The organism is Sphingomonas sp. R647 (assembly GCF_020177055.1).
GTDB lineage: Bacteria > Pseudomonadota > Alphaproteobacteria > Sphingomonadales > Sphingomonadaceae > Sphingomonas.
On record NZ_JAIQXT010000004.1, the window covers coordinates 177,452 to 192,483 of the forward strand.

Below are 15,032 nucleotides of genomic sequence, written 5' to 3' on the forward strand. Positions count from 1 at the left end.
CCGCATGAGCGAGAGCTTAAGCCTTAGCGATGATTGGCGACGACCGAAGCCACGACCGCCTGCATCAACTGCTGGCGCTCTCGTACCGGACGTGACGTATCCCCGATCATCACGGCGATCGAATAGGCCTTGCCATCGGGCGCGATCAGAACGCCGACATCATTAAACCCGGCAGTGCGTGCGCCCAGATCCTGCCCGGTCCCAGTTTTGTGGCCCCATTTCCAGTCGGGCGGTGTCGCACCTTTAATCCGCGCGCGACCGGTGCGTGCGCCCTGCATCACGTTGATCAGGAAATTGCTTGAGGCAGGTGACAGTAATTCACCGGCCTTGAGCCGCGCCAGCGCCAGCGTGATGGCCGACGACGACGCGCCATCGGGCGGATCGGCGATGTAGGCATCAAACGATGCCCGCCGCACAGTGATCGGCAACGCGGCGCGCGCCTGATAAAATGCGCGGCCCATGGAGTATTCGGGCTTCCACGCCAGGCCGGCGGTCCCCGCCTGCAACAGGCGTTCGCCCGGGCCGAACCGAATTTCGCCCAACCCCTTTTCGGCGATGAAGGCGCGCACCGCGCCCGGCCCGCCGACCAGGCTCATCAGCCGGTCGTTGGCAGTATTGTCGCTCGACTGCATCGCGCGCAGCAACAGCTCACGCACTGTGGTGCGATAAACGCCGTCGCGCACGACTAACGTGGCAATCGGCTGGTGGAACAGGGTCAGATGCTCGCGGGTCAGCTCGACCGGATCATCCAGCGTCAGGCGCCCCTTGTCACGTGCGTCGAGCACGGTCATCGCGACCCACAGCTTGCTCACGCTCTGCTGCGGCATGCGGCGATTGCCATTGGCATCGACCTGCCACCCCCATTCAAGGCTGCGCACCGAGATGCCGACGACCCCGCCGAAATCGCGCGCAAGGGCGTCGACCGTCGCGGTTAGCCCTGCAGGAGCGGGAAAGACGGGGAGCGGCTTGGGCGCGGCCGGGATCGGCATCGACACGCGATAGCTGGCCGGGGTCAGATCCTTGGGCAGGTCGTCGCGATGCACGCCCGCGCCGATCAACAGAACAGGCGCGAGGCCCGCCAGAGTCATTGCACGCTGAAGAATCGTAAACTCCTGCATCCCCAACACGATACCACGCCCCTTGCCCAAAGCGATCATGCGTTCGCACCGCGCTCCGGCTCAAGAGGCAGCAGCGGCTTCTGCGACGAATACGGGGAATATGACGCCAAAGCGTGAAGATTCGGCCAAAATCCTAGGGAACTAACACGGTATCGCGAGCAACCTCGGCGGTTTGCGGGTGGTCCAACGTATAATGCAACCCACGGCTTTCATGCCGGTGCAGCGCCGATCGCACGATCAGCTCGGCCGATTGGAGCAGGTTGCGCAGCTCGATCAGGTCAGGCGTGACACGGAAATGGCCGTAATAATCGGCGACCTCTTCGTTCAGCAGCTTGATCCGGTGGGCGGCACGCTCGAGCCGCTTGGTGGTGCGGACGATACCGACATAGTTCCACATGAACCGGCGGATCTCGGTCCAGTTCTGCTTGATCACCACCTCTTCGTCCGAATCGGCAACGCGACTCTCGTCCCAAGGTCGGATCGGCGGCGGGGCGGGCAGATCGTCCCAGTTCGCCGCGATGTGCCGTGCCGCCGCCTCGCCGAACACGAAACATTCGAGCAGCGAGTTGCTGGCGAGACGGTTGGCACCATGCAGCCCGCTCTCGCTGCACTCACCCGCGGCATAGAGGCCGAGCAAATCGGTGCGTCCGTCCAGATCGATGACGATCCCGCCGCAGGTATAGTGTTGGGCCGGCACCACCGGGATCGGCCCCGTGGTCATGTCGATGTCAAGCCCGATCAGCTTGTCGTAGATGTTGGGGAAATGCCCCTTCACGAACTCAGCAGGCATATGGCTGATGTCGAGATGGACGTAATCGAGGCCGTCGCGCTTGATCTCCGCGTCGATCGCGCGGGCGACGACGTCGCGCGGCGCCAGCTCCATCCGATCGGGATCATAATCCGCCATGAACCGCTTGCCGGTCTGCGGGTTGATCAGCCGCCCGCCCTCACCGCGCACCGCTTCGGTAATCAGGAAATTCTTGACGTCGAGATGGTAGAGGCAGGTCGGGTGGAACTGCATCATCTCCATGTTCGAGATGCGGCAGCCCGCGCGCCACGCCATCGCGATACCGTCGCCAGTCGCCCCCTTGGGCGCGGTGGAAAAGAGGTAGGTCCGCCCCGCCCCGCCAGTCGCCAGCACCGTCGCATTGGCGGTGAACAGCTCGACGCCCCCGGTGGCGCGATTGACGGCATAGACGCCCCACACCTTGCCCGCGCCCGAATAGCGCAGCTCATGGCGACTGGTGGCAAGGTCGATCGCGACCATGTCGGGAACCAGCGTGATGTTGGGATGCGCCTGCGCCGCGCGGATCAGCGCAACCTGCACCGCCCAACCGGTGGCGTCATCGACATGGACGATGCGGCGCGCACTATGCCCGCCTTCACGCGTCAAATGCAGCGCATTGCCGTCCATGTTAAACGGCACGCCCAGCTCGACCAGCCGGTTGATCGCGGCGGGAGCATTCTCGACCACCATCTCCACCGTGGCGCGATCGTTCAGGCCCGCGCCGGCGACCATCGTGTCCTCGATATGCGCCTCGAACGTGTCACCGGGCTCCAGTACCGCGGCGATCCCGCCCTGCGCCCACGCGGTCGATCCCTCGTCCAGCCCGCCCTTGGCCAGCACCGTGACGCGGAACCGTTCGGCCAAATTGAGCGCGGCAGTGAGTCCGGCGGCGCCCGAGCCGATGACAAGCACGTCGCACTGATGAGGGTCGTGGGCCAATCTCGTTCCTTCGCGCACCGATGGCGGGGCGCCGCTATGCGACAAAGCGCGGCGATTTCAAACACGCTGCGGTTGCCGGGCGGCGGCGCAGCTCATAGCGAGGGCAGCTCAAGGAGATTCCGATGCGCCTGATCCTCGCCGCCGCCGCCGCGCTACTCGCCCCGCTTGCCCCCGCGCTCGCGGCGCCTGGCTGTCCGGTCGCGCCCGGGACCACCTCGCGGGTGACGGTTGGTGATACCGGCCGCGCGCTGCTGCTGCACGTGCCCGCCGGCGCAAAGCCGGGTCGCCTCCCGCTGGTGTTCGCGCTCCACGGTAGTGGCGGAGACGGAGCCGCGATCCTTGCGCAATCGAAGCTGGAGGCGAGCAGCGACCGCCACGGCTTCCTCGTCGCGGCGCCGGATGCCGGCATCCCGGTCGAGCGTGGCTTTGTCTGGAACATTCCCGGCGTTCCCACCGTCACTGGCAAGGTGCCGGGGCCGGGCGATGCCGATGACGTGGCGTTCCTCAAGACCGCGATCGACTGGCTGGCGAGCAGGGGCTGCGCCAATTCCAAGCGCGTCTATGCCACCGGCCTGTCGGGCGGCGGACGGATGACGTCTTGGCTCGGCTGTGTCGCCTCCGACCGCTTCGCCGCCATCTCCCCGGTCGTGGGCCTGCGCGCCGGCAACCCGCTGGCAAGCGACAAGACCCGCCCCGACCCCGCGACCTGCACGCCGAAGCGCCCGATGCCGGTGATCGCCTTTGCCGGCGATGCCGATGGCACCAACCCGGTGCAGGGCGGCGGCGCCGGCTATTGGCAATATACGATGGAGGCCGCCGAAGCGCGCTGGGCCGCGCTCAACGGCTGCACCGCCGGTCCGCTGCGCCGCGACCTCGCCGCCAATCTCTATGAGCGGCTCCACACGCGCTGCCGGGCGCAGGCCGAGGTCGCTGCCCATATCCTGCGCGGCGGTGGCCATGTCTGGACTGCGGATAATGACGCGATGTGGCGGTTTTTCGCGCGCTATTCGCGTTAAGCAGCGTTGGCGGCGCGCGTCAGGCTCAGGAACACGTCTTCCAGGTCCGCCTCCCGCGTGCTGACATCGACAATGCCGAACCCCGCCGCCTGCACCGCGCCGAGCACCTCACCGGCGTTCGCGCGGTCCTTGCGATAGGTGATGACCAGAGTCCGCTCGCCCTTCGCCTCGATCTTCTGGAAACAGCCATTGGCGGGCGGCGTCACGATATCGCGATCGACCACTACCTCGACTACCTTTTCCTGAGTCTTGCCGACCAGTTCGCGGGTCGGTTCGTTGGCGATCAGCTTGCCGTGGTTGATGATCGCGATGCGATCGCACAGCTGCTCGGCTTCCTCGAGATAGTGGGTCGTCAACACCACCGTCACGCCCTGATCATTGAGGGTGCGGACATAGGCCCAGAGCTGCTGGCGCAGTTCGATATCGACGCCCGCAGTCGGCTCGTCGAGCACCAGCACCGGCGGCGAATGCACCATCGCCTTCGCCACCATCAGCCGCCGCTTCATGCCGCCCGACAGAGTGCGCGAATAGGCGCGCGCCTTGTCCTCCAGATGCACCGCGCGCAGCAGCTCCATCGACCGCCGCTCCGCCTTGGGCACGCCGTACAATCCGGCCTGGATTTCCAGCGTCTCGACCGGCGTGAAGAACGGGTCGAACATGATCTCCTGATTGACGATCCCGATCGCGCGCTTGGCGTTGCGCGGGCTGGCGTCGATGTCGAAGCCCCAGATGCTTGCGCGTCCGCCGGTTTTGTTGACGAGGCCAGCCAGGATATTGATCAGCGTCGACTTACCCGCGCCATTCGGCCCCAGCAGCCCGAAAATCTGCCCGCGCGGCACGGTGAAACTCACCCCGTCCAGCGCCTGCTTGCCGCCCTGATAGACCTTGGAAAGGCCGTCGATCTCGATTGCCGCGTCGCTCATGCCGGGGAAGTGGGACGGTGGGCGACGATTGGCAAGCCAAACAATTTGCAGATCGTACAGAAGCAATTCACGCTATGCGAGCATGGGAGAAGAAAATGATGCACGTCGCGCTGAATCTAGCTTCATTACTCACGATTCAGATTACACCGTCCGCCGCTGATTTTGCAGACGCGCGATGTGCAGCAGCTCTCAATATCTTGATAGATGACGCCTTTAAAAACTCAAAAAAAGATCAACCTAAAATGGTAATTTCTTCTGCGTACTATTTAGGAAGGCTTTCCACTCGAAACGACGCGCCTACTGTCGCCTCGGTTATTGAAGATGTTGAACGTCAACTCGATCTAAAAAAGTCCAAAATTGTGGGCAAGAAATGCATGGACGATGTGGTTGCCTTTGCGAGAGCGGGACGAGCGGCGAAATAGGACCGATTGCCCGCCCGCCTGCGCTTTGCTAACCGCAGGCCCATGATCGCGCCTCCCGAAATCACCCGCGTCACCACCGCCCGCGTCGCCTGTGACGGCGCGCATGCCGGAATCGCCGCCGCACTCGGCCATCCGCGCGTGTTTTTGCAGATCGACGAGCATGGTTATGTCGATTGCGGCTATTGCGACCGCCGCTTCGTGCTGATCGGCGGTCCCGCCGATCGCGCCGACCAGTCACAATTGCCCGACCACCCGGCTGGCGCGAGCGCCTGATCCGCCTATATTGAGGGGATGTACAGCGATCCCCGAGGTTTCCTCTACCGCGACGGCTTTGACGCCGACGCCGCGCAGCGCCTGACCGCATCGATCCTCGCCACGGCTGAGGATGGCGAGCTTTACCTGCAATACCGCAAGTCGGAGGCGTTCGGCTTCGACGACGGGCGACTCAAGACCGCGTCCTACAACACCGATTCGGGCTTCGGCCTGCGCGCGGTGAGCGGGGAAACCACCGCCTTTGCCCATGCAAACGAGATCAGCGACGCCGCGATCCGTCGCGCGGGTGAGACGATGGCGCTGATCGACCCGGCGACCGGCCCCAAGGCTGCGGCCCCGGTCGGCACCAACCGCCACCTCTACACCGATGCCGACCCGCTCGATCTGGTCCCCTTCGCCGACAAGGTGAATCTGTGCCAGACGATCGACGCTGCTGCCCGCGCCCGCGATCCGCGCGTGGTGCAGGTTTCGGTCAGCCTGCTGGGATCGTGGAGCGTGGTCGAGGTCGTCCGTCCCGACGGCTTCATCGCCACCGACATCCGCCCGCTGGTGCGCCTCAACGTGTCGATCGTGGTCGAAACCAACGGACGGCGAGAAACCGGCAGCTTCGGCACCGGCGGCCGCGCGCTCTATGACCGGTTGATGCAGCCGGAGACCTGGAACCGCGCGATCGATGAGGCGCTGGCGCAGGCGCTCGTCAATCTCGACGCGGTCGATGCCCCGGCCGGCGAGATGACCGTGCTGCTTGGCCCGGGCTGGCCCGGCATCCTGCTGCACGAGGCGATCGGCCATGGCCTCGAGGGCGATTTCAACCGCAAGGGCACCAGCGCCTTTTCCGGCCGCATCGGTGAGCGGGTCGCGGCGCCCGGCGTTACCGTGGTCGATGACGGGTCGATCACCGACCGCCGCGGGTCGCTGTCGATCGACGACGAAGGCACGCCGACGCGCGAAACGGTGCTGATCGAAGACGGCATCCTGCGCGGCTATATGCAGGATCGCATGAACGCGCGGCTGATGGGCGTCGAACCGACCGGCAATGGCCGCCGCGAATCGTTTCAGCACGCCCCGATGCCACGCATGACCAACACCTTCATGCGCGGCGGCCAGGACGATCCCGCCGAGCTCCTGAGCCGGGTGAAGAAGGGCATCTTCGCTAAGAGCTTTGGCGGCGGTCAGGTGGACATCGTGTCGGGCAAGTTCGTCTTCTCCTGCACCGAGGCTTACAAGATCGAGAACGGCAAACTCGGCGCCCCGATCAAGGGCGCGACGCTGATCGGCGACGGTCCGACCAGCCTGACCCGGGTGATCGGGATCGGCAATGATTTCGCGCTCGATGAGGGCATCGGCATGTGCGGCAAGGGCGGGCAGTCCGTTCCTGCCGGCGTCGGTCAGCCTACGCTGTTGCTCGACGGACTGACCGTTGGCGGGACGGCTTAAGCCAGCAGTCGCGCGACTTCGGTGAAATCGTGCGCGATGTCGTTTACACCCAGCGCGCGCAGGCGGCTGGCGTGGTCCGGCCCGCAGTGATTGCCCGCGCACAGGCCGATGACATGCGCGCCGGACGCCACCGCCCCGGTCGCTCCCACGGGTGAATCCTCAAGGATCGCGCAGCGCTCGATCGGCACACCCAGATGCGCGGCAACATGAAGGTAGATGTCGGGCGCCGGCTTGCCGCGCGCGACATGCTCGCGCCCGCTGAAGATCCGGCCGTCAAACACATCGCGGATGCCGAGATGGTCGAGATGCGTCCCGATCCAGTGGCTGTTGCTCGACGAGGCAATGGCGCGCGGCAGATCGTCGGGCAGTGCGCGGACGAAGGCGATGGCACCCGCGACCTCCGCCACCCCTTCAGCGAGCACGCGGCGATTCTCCGCCTCACGCGCGGCGTGGAAATCCTCGGGCAGGGTGCGCCCGATCCAGCTTTCGATCGCATCGATGAACTCGCGGCCCGCCAGCCCCATGAAGTTGGCCATCGACTCGTCGGCGCTGGTCGGGTGGCCGATGCCGGTCAGATAATCGGCAATGTGCCGGTTGCCCTCGAACTCGCTCTCCAGCAACACGCCGTCAAAATCGAAGATCAGCGCATCGAAACGGACCGACAGACTCATGCGCGCGCTCCGAACAACGCCGTGCCGATGCGGACATGCGTTGCGCCGATCGTGACCGCGACCTCGAAATCGTCCGACATGCCGATGCTAAGGGCCTCCAGTCCCGCCTCGCGCGCCAGCTTCGCCAACAGCGCGAAATAGGGTGCCGAATCGACCTCAAACGGCGGCACCGCCATCAGCCCGGCAAGCGGCAGGCCCGCCGCACGCGCCTCAGCCAGCAGCGCCGGCAGATCGGCGACCGCCACCCCGCCCTTTTGCGGCTCGTCCCCGATATTGACCTGGATGAAGCAATCGGGGCGCTTGCCGCTCTCCGCCATCGCCTTTGCCAACGCAGCAACCAGCGAGAGCCGATCCACCGAATGGATCGCATCGAACAGCGCAACCGCGTCAGCAGCCTTGTTCGACTGAAGCTGGCCGACAAGGTGCAGTCGGATATCGGGATGTGCGGCGCGCAGCTCTGGCCATTTGCCCGCCGCCTCCTGCACCCGATTCTCACCGAACACGCGCTGGCCAGCGTCGATCAGCGGCTGAATCGCTGCGGCGTCCTGCGTCTTGGAGACCGCGATCAGCGTGACGTCATCGGCACGGCGGTCCGCAGTGGACGCAGCGCGGGCGATGCGGGCGTGGATATCGGCGAGGCGGGAGGAAGCGGTTTCGGCTGACATAAGCCGCGCTATAGGTGGCACGATGCCGCGCCGCCACCCCCGCCCCTCCGCTTTGCCGCGCCGCTGGCTGATGACCGACGAGCGGTTGGGTGATGCGCTGTGGTCCGCGATCGACGCATTGCCGCGCGGATCGGGCATTATCTTCCGGCATTACGCCACGGCGGCCAAGGCGCGGCACGCGCTGTTCGTGCGGGTGCGTAGCGCCGCGCGGCGACGGGGGCTGGTGCTGGTGGTGGCCGGGCCGCCGGTCGGTCGCGGTCCGATGCTCCGCCACGGCCGGCAGCGGGACGCGCTGACCGCCCCGGTCCATTCGCGAACCGAAGCGATTGCGGCAGTACGAATGGGCGCGGCACTGCTGTTCGTTTCGCCGGCCTACCCCACCCGCTCCCACCCCGGCGCACCAGCACTTGGTCCGGTGCGGTTCGGGTTGATGATCCGGGGTCTAAAGGCGCCGGTCATCGCACTGGGCGGAATGGACGAACGCCGCTGGCGCGCGTTGAGCCGCTTCGGCGTGCATGGATGGGCTGGAATCGACGCCTGGGCTTAGCCGGGCGTCACCGATCAGAAGCGGATTGCGGTCCCGACATAGACGGCCTGGCTGTCACGCCGGTCGTCCTTCAGCTGAGGAAGGCGATCCTTCTCACTGGTGTAGCGAACGCCCGCGGTCACAGCGAGGTTGCGGGTGATCGAATAGGCACCGCCCACATCGAGCGAATAATTCGGATCGACCGTCAGCAGGCGCGGACCACGCTCGGTCGGCGTCTCGCTGGTCGCCTTGATCCGGCCCGAAGCGCGCTTGCCGGTATAGCTCGCGCCAAGATCCATTTTCTGACTGCTGCCCGGCTGACCCGCCAGGTCCAGCTTGGCAAGATCGCCCGAGATCGCAAAGCGCTTCCAGCCAACCGACACGCCCAGATTATAGGCGATCGGCTGCAACGTCACCGAAGCGGGAGCCGCCGCGCCACGATCGGCAACTGCGGCCGACGGACGTGCGGTGCGTGCGCGGACCGCGACGGTCACGCTGCGATTGCTGGTACCGCGCGTGTCAGCGGGGGTGAAGCGAAAGCCGCTGCCCGAAAGACCGCTGCGCGCCAGTGCCGCCGCGAGTCGCGGGTCGGCCGATGCCGGCGTAAAGGTGCCGATTCCGGCGATCGGGGCGGCCCGCTGTGCCACAGCGCGCTGCGGCGTCCCGGTCTGTGCGAGAAGCGCCGGCGCGGCAACGAATCCGGCGACGCCCAGCGTCCCCAGTCCCAAGCCAGCGATGATCCGACGAATACGCATCAAAACCCCTTACTCGATCAGGGCACTACCATGATTCGGCGCGGTTGTTCCACTGGGCGGAATCCGATTTCGGCGCAGGTGTTGCACAAGACGCACAGCTTGGGGGCCGGACGCACAGCGGCTTGCGCTTGCGGCGCGCGCCCCAGCATCTATAGATGCACACAAACCCGATGAGACTACCCATAGGATGATGCCGATGAACCGCCAGTTGCGCACCGCGATCCTGGGCAGCGTTGCCCTTACCCTCGCCGCGTGCGGCGGCGGCGGCGATCGCCCGCGCGCCGACCTTGCCGCTTCGAAAGTGACGACGATCGGCGTCAACGCCTATCTGTGGCGCGCCGCGCTCGACACGGTGTCGTTTGCGCCGATTGCCCAGACCGATTCCAACGGCGGCGTGATCGTCACCGACTGGCACGTAAACCCCAACCTCACGACCGAGCGGGTGAAGATCACCGTCGCGATCCTTGACCAGGATCTGCGCGCCGACGCGCTGCGCGTCAGCGTTCAGCGTCAGCAGAATCGCGGTGGCCAGTGGGTCGACGCGCCAGTCGAGGCGGCAACGGTCCAGAAGCTTGAGGATATCATCCTGACGAAGGCGCGCGACCTGCGCCGCGCCGCGATCGTGGGGAACTAAAAGCCGTCGTTTAGTTAGCGGCACCGGCCTGCTCCTCGACCCGGCGACAGCCTTGCGGACCCGGGTGCGGGAGCGAACCGGCGTCGAGCCTGAGGAAATACCATGTCGCGGTTCAACGCGCTGAAAGCCGATTCCGCGTGGCAGAAGGTCTGGGAAGAGCGCCAGACCTTCGCCGCGGACGATCACTCGCCCAAGCCCAAATCCTATGTGCTTGAGATGTTTCCCTATCCATCGGGGCGCATCCATATGGGGCACGTCCGCAACTATACGATGGGCGACGTCCTGACGCGCTATCGGCGGATGAAGGGCATGGAAGTGCTCCACCCGATGGGGTGGGACGCATTCGGCATGCCGGCCGAAAATGCCGCGATGGAAAAGAAGGTCCATCCCGGCGGCTGGACCCGCGACAATATCGCGACGATGCGCGCGCAGCTGAAACGCCTCGGCCTAGCCATCGACTGGGGTCGCGAGCTGGCGACGTGCGAGCCGGATTATTACGGCCACGAACAGGCGCTGTTCCTCGATCTGTTCGCTAACGGGTTGGTTTACCGCAAGGAATCGACGGTCAACTGGGACCCGGTTGACATGACCGTGCTCGCCAATGAGCAGGTGATCGATGGGCGCGGATGGCGGTCAGGGGCGCTGGTTGAGAAGAAGAAGCTCAACCAGTGGTTCCTCAAGATCACTGACTTTGCCGACGAATTGCTCGAGGGTCTCGATAGCCTCGACAAATGGCCCGACAAGGTCCGGCTGATGCAGGAAAACTGGATCGGCAAGTCGCAGGGGATGCAGTTCCGCTTCAAGATTTCGTCCAGCGATTTCAATGAAGTAGAAGTGTTCACTACCCGCCCCGACACGATTTTCGGGTCGAGCTTCGTCGCGATCGCGGCGGATCATCCGATCGCGCAGGCGCTCGCCGCGAAGGATCCGGCGGTTGCCGACTTCATCGCGCAGTGCAAGCTGGGCGGGACGACTGCGGCCGAGATCGAGACGCAGGAGAAGCTGGGCTTCGACACCGGCATCCGTGCGGCGCATCCCTTTGATTCCACCTGGGAATTGCCGGTCTATATCGCGAATTTCGTGCTGATGGACTATGGCACCGGCGCGGTGTTCGGGGTGCCGGCGCATGACCAGCGCGATTTCGAATTTGCGACCAAATATGGCCTGCCGATCCGGCGCGTCGTCGCGGATGGCGAAAAAACCCAAAGCGAATATGTCGAGGAAGAAAGCTACACCGGCCCCGGCACGCTGGTGAATTCTCACTTCCTGAATGGCATGGATGTCGCCGACGCGAAGCGTGAGGTGATCCGCCGCGCCGAATCCGAAGGATGGGGCAAGGGCACGACCGTCTGGCGGCTGCGCGACTGGGGCGTTTCCCGCCAGCGTTACTGGGGCACGCCGATCCCGATCGTGCATTGCGAAATCTGTGGCGCGGTGCCGGTGCCCAAGAAGCAGTTGCCCGTGGTCCTGCCCGAAGATGTCAGCTTCGACATCCCCGGCAACCCGCTCGACCGCCACTCGACGTGGAAGCATGTCGATTGCCCGCAATGCGGCCATTCCGCGCGGCGCGAAACCGATACGCTCGATACGTTCGTCGATTCGAGCTGGTATTTCATCCGATTCGCCAGCCAACCTGACGACAAGCCGTTCGACCGCGCGGTGGCCGAGCAGTGGCTGCCGGTGAATCAATATATCGGCGGGGTCGAGCATGCGATCCTGCATTTGCTCTATGCCCGGTTCTGGACGCGCGCACTCAAGCGGATCGGGATGATCGACATCGCCGAGCCGTTCGAGGGGCTGTTCACGCAGGGGATGGTGACGCACGAAACCTACAAGGCCAGCGATGGCCGCTGGCTGTCGCCGGGCGAGGTGGTGCGCAAGAACGACGTTCTCGTTGACTCAGAAGGCGGCGCACCCGTCACCGTCGGCCGCATCGAGAAGATGTCCAAGTCCAAGAAGAACACGGTCGATCCCGAGCCGATCGTCGACCAGTATGGCGCGGACGCGGTGCGCTGGTTCGTGCTGTCGGATTCGCCGCCCGAGCGCGATCTGGAGTGGACCGAGAACGGCATCGAGGGCGCGTGGCGCTTCGTCCAGCGGCTGTGGAGACTGTTCGACGGGCTGGAAGACTGGACCGGGGAGGACAAGAGCCTCGACCGCGTGCTGCACCAGACCATCGCCGGCGTCGCCGCGGATATCGAGGGGCTGCAGTTCAACAAGGCGGTGGCCAAGCTCTATGGGCTGGTCAACGCGCTGGAGAAGGCCGCACCCAGCGCGTCGCGTGCCAATGCGATCCGCACCGCGATTCTGGTCGCCGCGCCGATGGTCCCGCATCTCGCCGAGGAAGCCTGGGCCGCGATGGGCAATGATGGCCTGATCGCCGATGCCGAATGGCCTGCGGTCGACCCTGCCCTGCTGGTCGATGACGAGGTGACGATCGCGATCCAGGTCAACGGCAAGCTGCGCGACACGGTCAAGGCGGCCAAGGGCGCCGACAAGGCCGATCTGGAAGCCATGGCCTTGGCAAATCCCAATGTGCAGCGCATTCTGGAAGGCGCAGCACCCAGAAAGGTGATCGTCGTGCCCGACCGTCTGGTGAATATCGTCGCATGAAGCGCGCAGCACTCCTGATCGCGCTGGTCGCGGCGGGCACGACGCTGTCGGGCTGCGGGTTGCGGCCGCTCTACGGCGGCGGCGTGGGCGGCCCCGTTCAGACGATGCTGTCGGGGGTCGAGGTTGCGCCGATTCAGGGCGAGGCCGGCTGGCTGGTGTCCAACGCGGTGCGCGACCGGATCGAGGCGACGCGCAGCGGCACCCCGGCCTATCGGCTGGAAATCACGCTGGACGACCGGATCGAGGGTCTGGGCGTGCGCAGCGATGACGTGGTGACGCGCGAGCGGCGGACGTTGCGCGCGCGCTATCAGCTGATCGACCTGGCGACCGGACAGACGGTGCTGGACGCGACCGCAGGGTCGGATGCCGGCATCGACGTCGCGGGATCGGAATATGCGACGATCGCGGCGGAGCGGAGCGCGCTGGAACGGCTGTCGGGCATCGTCGCGGATCAGATCGTCGCGCGGCTGGCCCGCTACGCACGCAGCTCTGCGACCAAGTGAAGGCGAGCGAAGCACAGATCCGCGCGCGGCTGGACAAGCCCGGCCCTGATGTTCGCCTGTTCCTGCTCTACGGCCCCGATGAGGCGGGTGCGAACGACCTTGCCGCGCGGCTCGGCCGGGCAATGGGCAGCGACGCCGAGCGCGTCGATATCGAGGGCAGCGCGCTGAAGGACGATGCCGGGCTGCTCGCCGGCGAAGCGGCGTCGCTGTCGCTGTTCGGCGGGGCGCGCTACATCCGCGTGTCGGGCATTGACGATGGCGGTACCGACGCGGTGCGGATGCTAATCGAGGCGGAAATCGGCGGCAATCCGGTGGTCGCGATCGGCGGCGGGCTGAAGGGCACCGGGCGGCTGCTCAAGCTCGCGCTCGCCGCGCCCAATGTGATGGTCCATGCCTGTTACGTGCCCGACGCGCGCACTGCGGGGCAGCTGGCGACCGGAATCGCGCGCGAACATGGGCTGCGGCTGGTCGGCGGCACGGCGGATCGCCTGGCCGCGATGTCGGGTGGCGATCGCGCGGTGCTGGCGCGCGAGATCGAGAAATTGTCGCTGTTCCTCGACGCCGCGCCCGATCGGCCGCGTGAGGCGGGGATCGAGGCGCTCGACGCGATCGGCGCGGATCTGGGCGAGGCCGAGATGTCGGGCGCGATCGAGGCGGTTGTGGGCGGTCGCCCGGCGGAAATTGGCGTCGAACTGGCGCGGCTCGATGCGGCGGGGGTTTCGACGATTCCCCTGCTACGCGGCCTGGTCCGCCGCCTGATGGCGCTGGCCGAGATGCGCGCCGATATCGACCACGGGATGAGCCCCGGCGAGGTGGTCAAGAAACACCGCGTCTTCTTCAAGGAGGAAGCCGCGACGATCCGCGCGCTGCAACGCTGGAATAGTCCGATGCTGGCCCGCGCCGTGGAACGCGCGCGTGAGGCGGAACGGGCGATGACGCGCGGTGGCGGGAATGCCGGGCAAGTGCTGGCGGATCATGAGCTGGCGGTGCTGGCGCGGGGTGCGGCGCGGGGGTGAGTGGCGGAATGGATCGTGCCGCTTTCGCGTTCATTGAGCCAATGATCGGCTTGCCGGTGTGGGGCGCGAATCAAGGCTTTGGCAGCTTTTTGACCCTTGAGTTCGGTGCTCCGTCGCCAGTCCGCGAGGGCTATGGCGAATGGCACGTCTGGATATATTGCTGCAATTGGCAGATCCTTCGCGAAGGCGTTGAACTCGCGTGGTCGGAAAGTGACAGCAGCTCCATCAAGCGCGCGGTCTCTACTCTGAACCAACACTGCCTGTCGGACATTAGCGTCGAGCCACCTAGCGGTCGATCCGCATTCCTGTTTGATGGTGGGTTGGCGCTCGAAACCTGGCCCTATGGTGGCGATCCATCCGAAGAGCAGTGGATGATATACGCTGGCTCGCGCGTGCTGACCCATTTGGCGGATGGCGGCTTTCGTGATTTGCCGTCCACCGCGACGATGCACGGGCACGGTTAGCGTTAGCATTGTCGCGAAATGTCTCGGTCACCCCGGACTTGTTCCGGGGTCCACGCATCATCACGCGCAGCGGATTGAAGCTGGAGTTTCGCGCTTGCCGCCCGGTGGACCCCGGCACAGGGCCGGGGTGACGATTGGGATGGCGCGGCGTTGGTACGCATCTCACTCAGGTTAGGCGAATGCGCGGCAAAGAGCCGAATGCGGGCGTGCTGCTCTTGGCCCTCTCCCGGCTTCGCGGGAGGGGTTGGGTGAGGGTCTTCGTTCTGAGTG

At 65.6% G+C, this 15,032-nt stretch carries 16 protein-coding genes; 10 read left to right on the plus strand and 6 right to left on the minus strand.

The window, feature by feature from the left end:
- Positions 1 to 23 precede the first annotated feature (23 nt).
- A complete protein-coding gene (locus K9B35_RS10915; RefSeq protein ID WP_224921870.1) occupies positions 24 to 1,157 on the minus strand; it encodes a serine hydrolase in 1,134 nt (377 codons plus the stop codon).
- Positions 1,158 to 1,251: 94 nt separating this feature from the next.
- Positions 1,252 to 2,844 (minus strand): L-aspartate oxidase, encoded by a 1,593-nt coding sequence (nadB, locus tag K9B35_RS10920; RefSeq protein ID WP_224921871.1) that lies wholly within the window; start codon positions 2,842 to 2,844, stop codon positions 1,252 to 1,254.
- A gap of 122 nt (positions 2,845 to 2,966) precedes the next feature.
- Here nadB and K9B35_RS10925 point away from each other — a divergent pair, with 122 nt between their 5' ends.
- On the plus strand, positions 2,967 to 3,860 hold the full coding sequence (locus K9B35_RS10925) for an alpha/beta hydrolase family esterase (RefSeq protein ID WP_224921872.1): 894 nt from the start codon (positions 2,967 to 2,969) through the stop codon (positions 3,858 to 3,860).
- Here the strand turns inward: K9B35_RS10925 and K9B35_RS10930 are convergent.
- Positions 3,857 to 4,783, minus strand: coding sequence for an ABC transporter ATP-binding protein (locus K9B35_RS10930; RefSeq protein WP_224921873.1), 927 nt, complete (start codon positions 4,781 to 4,783; stop codon positions 3,857 to 3,859). The genes K9B35_RS10925 and K9B35_RS10930 overlap by 4 nt on opposite strands.
- Positions 4,784 to 4,800: 17 nt before the next feature.
- Between K9B35_RS10930 and K9B35_RS10935 the strand changes: the two genes are divergently transcribed.
- The 3 genes from K9B35_RS10935 to tldD are packed head-to-tail and all read left to right on the plus strand — an operon-like array spanning position 4,801 to position 6,915.
- Positions 4,801 to 5,205 carry a hypothetical protein gene (locus K9B35_RS10935; protein ID WP_224921874.1) on the plus strand — a complete coding sequence of 135 codons (405 nt, stop codon included), beginning with the start codon at positions 4,801 to 4,803 and terminating at the stop codon, positions 5,203 to 5,205.
- A gap of 42 nt (positions 5,206 to 5,247) precedes the next feature.
- Complete coding sequence (locus tag K9B35_RS10940; RefSeq protein WP_224921875.1) at positions 5,248 to 5,478, plus strand: zinc-finger domain-containing protein; 231 nt, start codon at positions 5,248 to 5,250, stop codon at positions 5,476 to 5,478.
- Positions 5,479 to 5,496: 18 nt separating this feature from the next.
- The gene (gene tldD / locus K9B35_RS10945; protein ID WP_224921876.1) at positions 5,497 to 6,915 is read left to right on the plus strand and encodes a metalloprotease TldD; all 1,419 of its coding nucleotides are present in this window, start codon (positions 5,497 to 5,499) and stop codon (positions 6,913 to 6,915) included.
- Here tldD and K9B35_RS10950 read toward each other — a convergent pair.
- Together K9B35_RS10950 and K9B35_RS10955 are read right to left on the minus strand one after the other, a co-directional pair.
- Positions 6,912 to 7,586 carry an HAD family hydrolase gene (locus K9B35_RS10950; protein WP_224921877.1) on the minus strand — a complete coding sequence of 225 codons (675 nt, stop codon included), beginning with the start codon at positions 7,584 to 7,586 and terminating at the stop codon, positions 6,912 to 6,914. The two genes, tldD and K9B35_RS10950, sit on opposite strands and share 4 nt — an antisense overlap.
- Positions 7,583 to 8,251 carry a YggS family pyridoxal phosphate-dependent enzyme gene (locus K9B35_RS10955; protein ID WP_224921878.1) on the minus strand — a complete coding sequence of 223 codons (669 nt, stop codon included), beginning with the start codon at positions 8,249 to 8,251 and terminating at the stop codon, positions 7,583 to 7,585. Before K9B35_RS10955 ends, K9B35_RS10950 begins: the two co-directional genes overlap by 4 nt.
- Before the next feature lie 22 nt (positions 8,252 to 8,273).
- On the opposite strand from K9B35_RS10955, the gene K9B35_RS10960 reads away from it, so the two are divergent.
- Positions 8,274 to 8,798, plus strand: coding sequence for a thiamine phosphate synthase (locus K9B35_RS10960; protein WP_224921879.1), 525 nt, complete (start codon positions 8,274 to 8,276; stop codon positions 8,796 to 8,798).
- A gap of 14 nt (positions 8,799 to 8,812) precedes the next feature.
- Here K9B35_RS10960 and K9B35_RS10965 read toward each other — a convergent pair whose 3' ends face one another.
- On the minus strand, positions 8,813 to 9,532 hold the full coding sequence (locus K9B35_RS10965; RefSeq protein ID WP_224921880.1) for a hypothetical protein: 720 nt from the start codon (positions 9,530 to 9,532) through the stop codon (positions 8,813 to 8,815).
- Positions 9,533 to 9,728: 196 nt separating this feature from the next.
- Between K9B35_RS10965 and K9B35_RS10970 the strand changes: the two genes are divergently transcribed.
- The 5 genes from K9B35_RS10970 to K9B35_RS10990 all read left to right on the plus strand — a co-directional run bounded on the left by K9B35_RS10970 (position 9,729) and on the right by K9B35_RS10990 (position 14,762).
- Positions 9,729 to 10,166 carry a DUF3576 domain-containing protein gene (locus K9B35_RS10970; RefSeq protein WP_224921881.1) on the plus strand — a complete coding sequence of 146 codons (438 nt, stop codon included), beginning with the start codon at positions 9,729 to 9,731 and terminating at the stop codon, positions 10,164 to 10,166.
- Positions 10,167 to 10,268: 102 nt separating this feature from the next.
- Positions 10,269 to 12,779 carry a leucine--tRNA ligase gene (gene leuS, locus K9B35_RS10975; RefSeq protein WP_224921882.1) on the plus strand — a complete coding sequence of 837 codons (2,511 nt, stop codon included), beginning with the start codon at positions 10,269 to 10,271 and terminating at the stop codon, positions 12,777 to 12,779.
- Positions 12,776 to 13,282: an LPS assembly lipoprotein LptE gene (lptE, locus tag K9B35_RS10980; protein ID WP_224921883.1), complete on the plus strand. Its 507-nt coding sequence runs from the start codon at positions 12,776 to 12,778 to the stop codon at positions 13,280 to 13,282. The genes leuS and lptE overlap by 4 nt, the downstream gene beginning before the upstream one ends.
- The gene (gene holA / locus K9B35_RS10985) at positions 13,279 to 14,298 is read left to right on the plus strand and encodes a DNA polymerase III subunit delta (RefSeq protein WP_224921884.1); all 1,020 of its coding nucleotides are present in this window, start codon (positions 13,279 to 13,281) and stop codon (positions 14,296 to 14,298) included. Before lptE ends, holA begins: the two co-directional genes overlap by 4 nt.
- A gap of 8 nt (positions 14,299 to 14,306) precedes the next feature.
- Positions 14,307 to 14,762: a hypothetical protein gene (locus tag K9B35_RS10990; protein WP_224921885.1), complete on the plus strand. Its 456-nt coding sequence runs from the start codon at positions 14,307 to 14,309 to the stop codon at positions 14,760 to 14,762.
- Positions 14,763 to 15,032: the final 270 nt, after the last annotated feature.

Bases quoted from the DNA above. Each gene is read 5' to 3' on its own strand.
- K9B35_RS10915 (WP_224921870.1), bottom strand. From the start codon at position 1,157: ATGATCGCTTTGGGCAAGGGGCGTGGTATCGTGTTGGGGATGCAGGAG.
- K9B35_RS10925 (WP_224921872.1), top strand. From the start codon at position 2,967: ATGCGCCTGATCCTCGCCGCCGCCGCCGCGCTACTCGCCCCGCTTGCC.
- K9B35_RS10930 (WP_224921873.1), bottom strand. From the start codon at position 4,783: ATGAGCGACGCGGCAATCGAGATCGACGGCCTTTCCAAGGTCTATCAG.
- K9B35_RS10940 (WP_224921875.1), top strand. From the start codon at position 5,248: ATGATCGCGCCTCCCGAAATCACCCGCGTCACCACCGCCCGCGTCGCC.
- tldD (WP_224921876.1), top strand. From the start codon at position 5,497: ATGTACAGCGATCCCCGAGGTTTCCTCTACCGCGACGGCTTTGACGCC.
- K9B35_RS10950 (WP_224921877.1), bottom strand. From the start codon at position 7,586: ATGAGTCTGTCGGTCCGTTTCGATGCGCTGATCTTCGATTTTGACGGC.
- K9B35_RS10955 (WP_224921878.1), bottom strand. From the start codon at position 8,251: ATGTCAGCCGAAACCGCTTCCTCCCGCCTCGCCGATATCCACGCCCGC.
- K9B35_RS10960 (WP_224921879.1), top strand. From the start codon at position 8,274: ATGCCGCGCCGCCACCCCCGCCCCTCCGCTTTGCCGCGCCGCTGGCTG.
- K9B35_RS10965 (WP_224921880.1), bottom strand. From the start codon at position 9,532: ATGCGTATTCGTCGGATCATCGCTGGCTTGGGACTGGGGACGCTGGGC.
- K9B35_RS10970 (WP_224921881.1), top strand. From the start codon at position 9,729: ATGAACCGCCAGTTGCGCACCGCGATCCTGGGCAGCGTTGCCCTTACC.
- leuS (WP_224921882.1), top strand. From the start codon at position 10,269: ATGTCGCGGTTCAACGCGCTGAAAGCCGATTCCGCGTGGCAGAAGGTC.
- lptE (WP_224921883.1), top strand. From the start codon at position 12,776: ATGAAGCGCGCAGCACTCCTGATCGCGCTGGTCGCGGCGGGCACGACG.
- K9B35_RS10990 (WP_224921885.1), top strand. From the start codon at position 14,307: ATGGATCGTGCCGCTTTCGCGTTCATTGAGCCAATGATCGGCTTGCCG.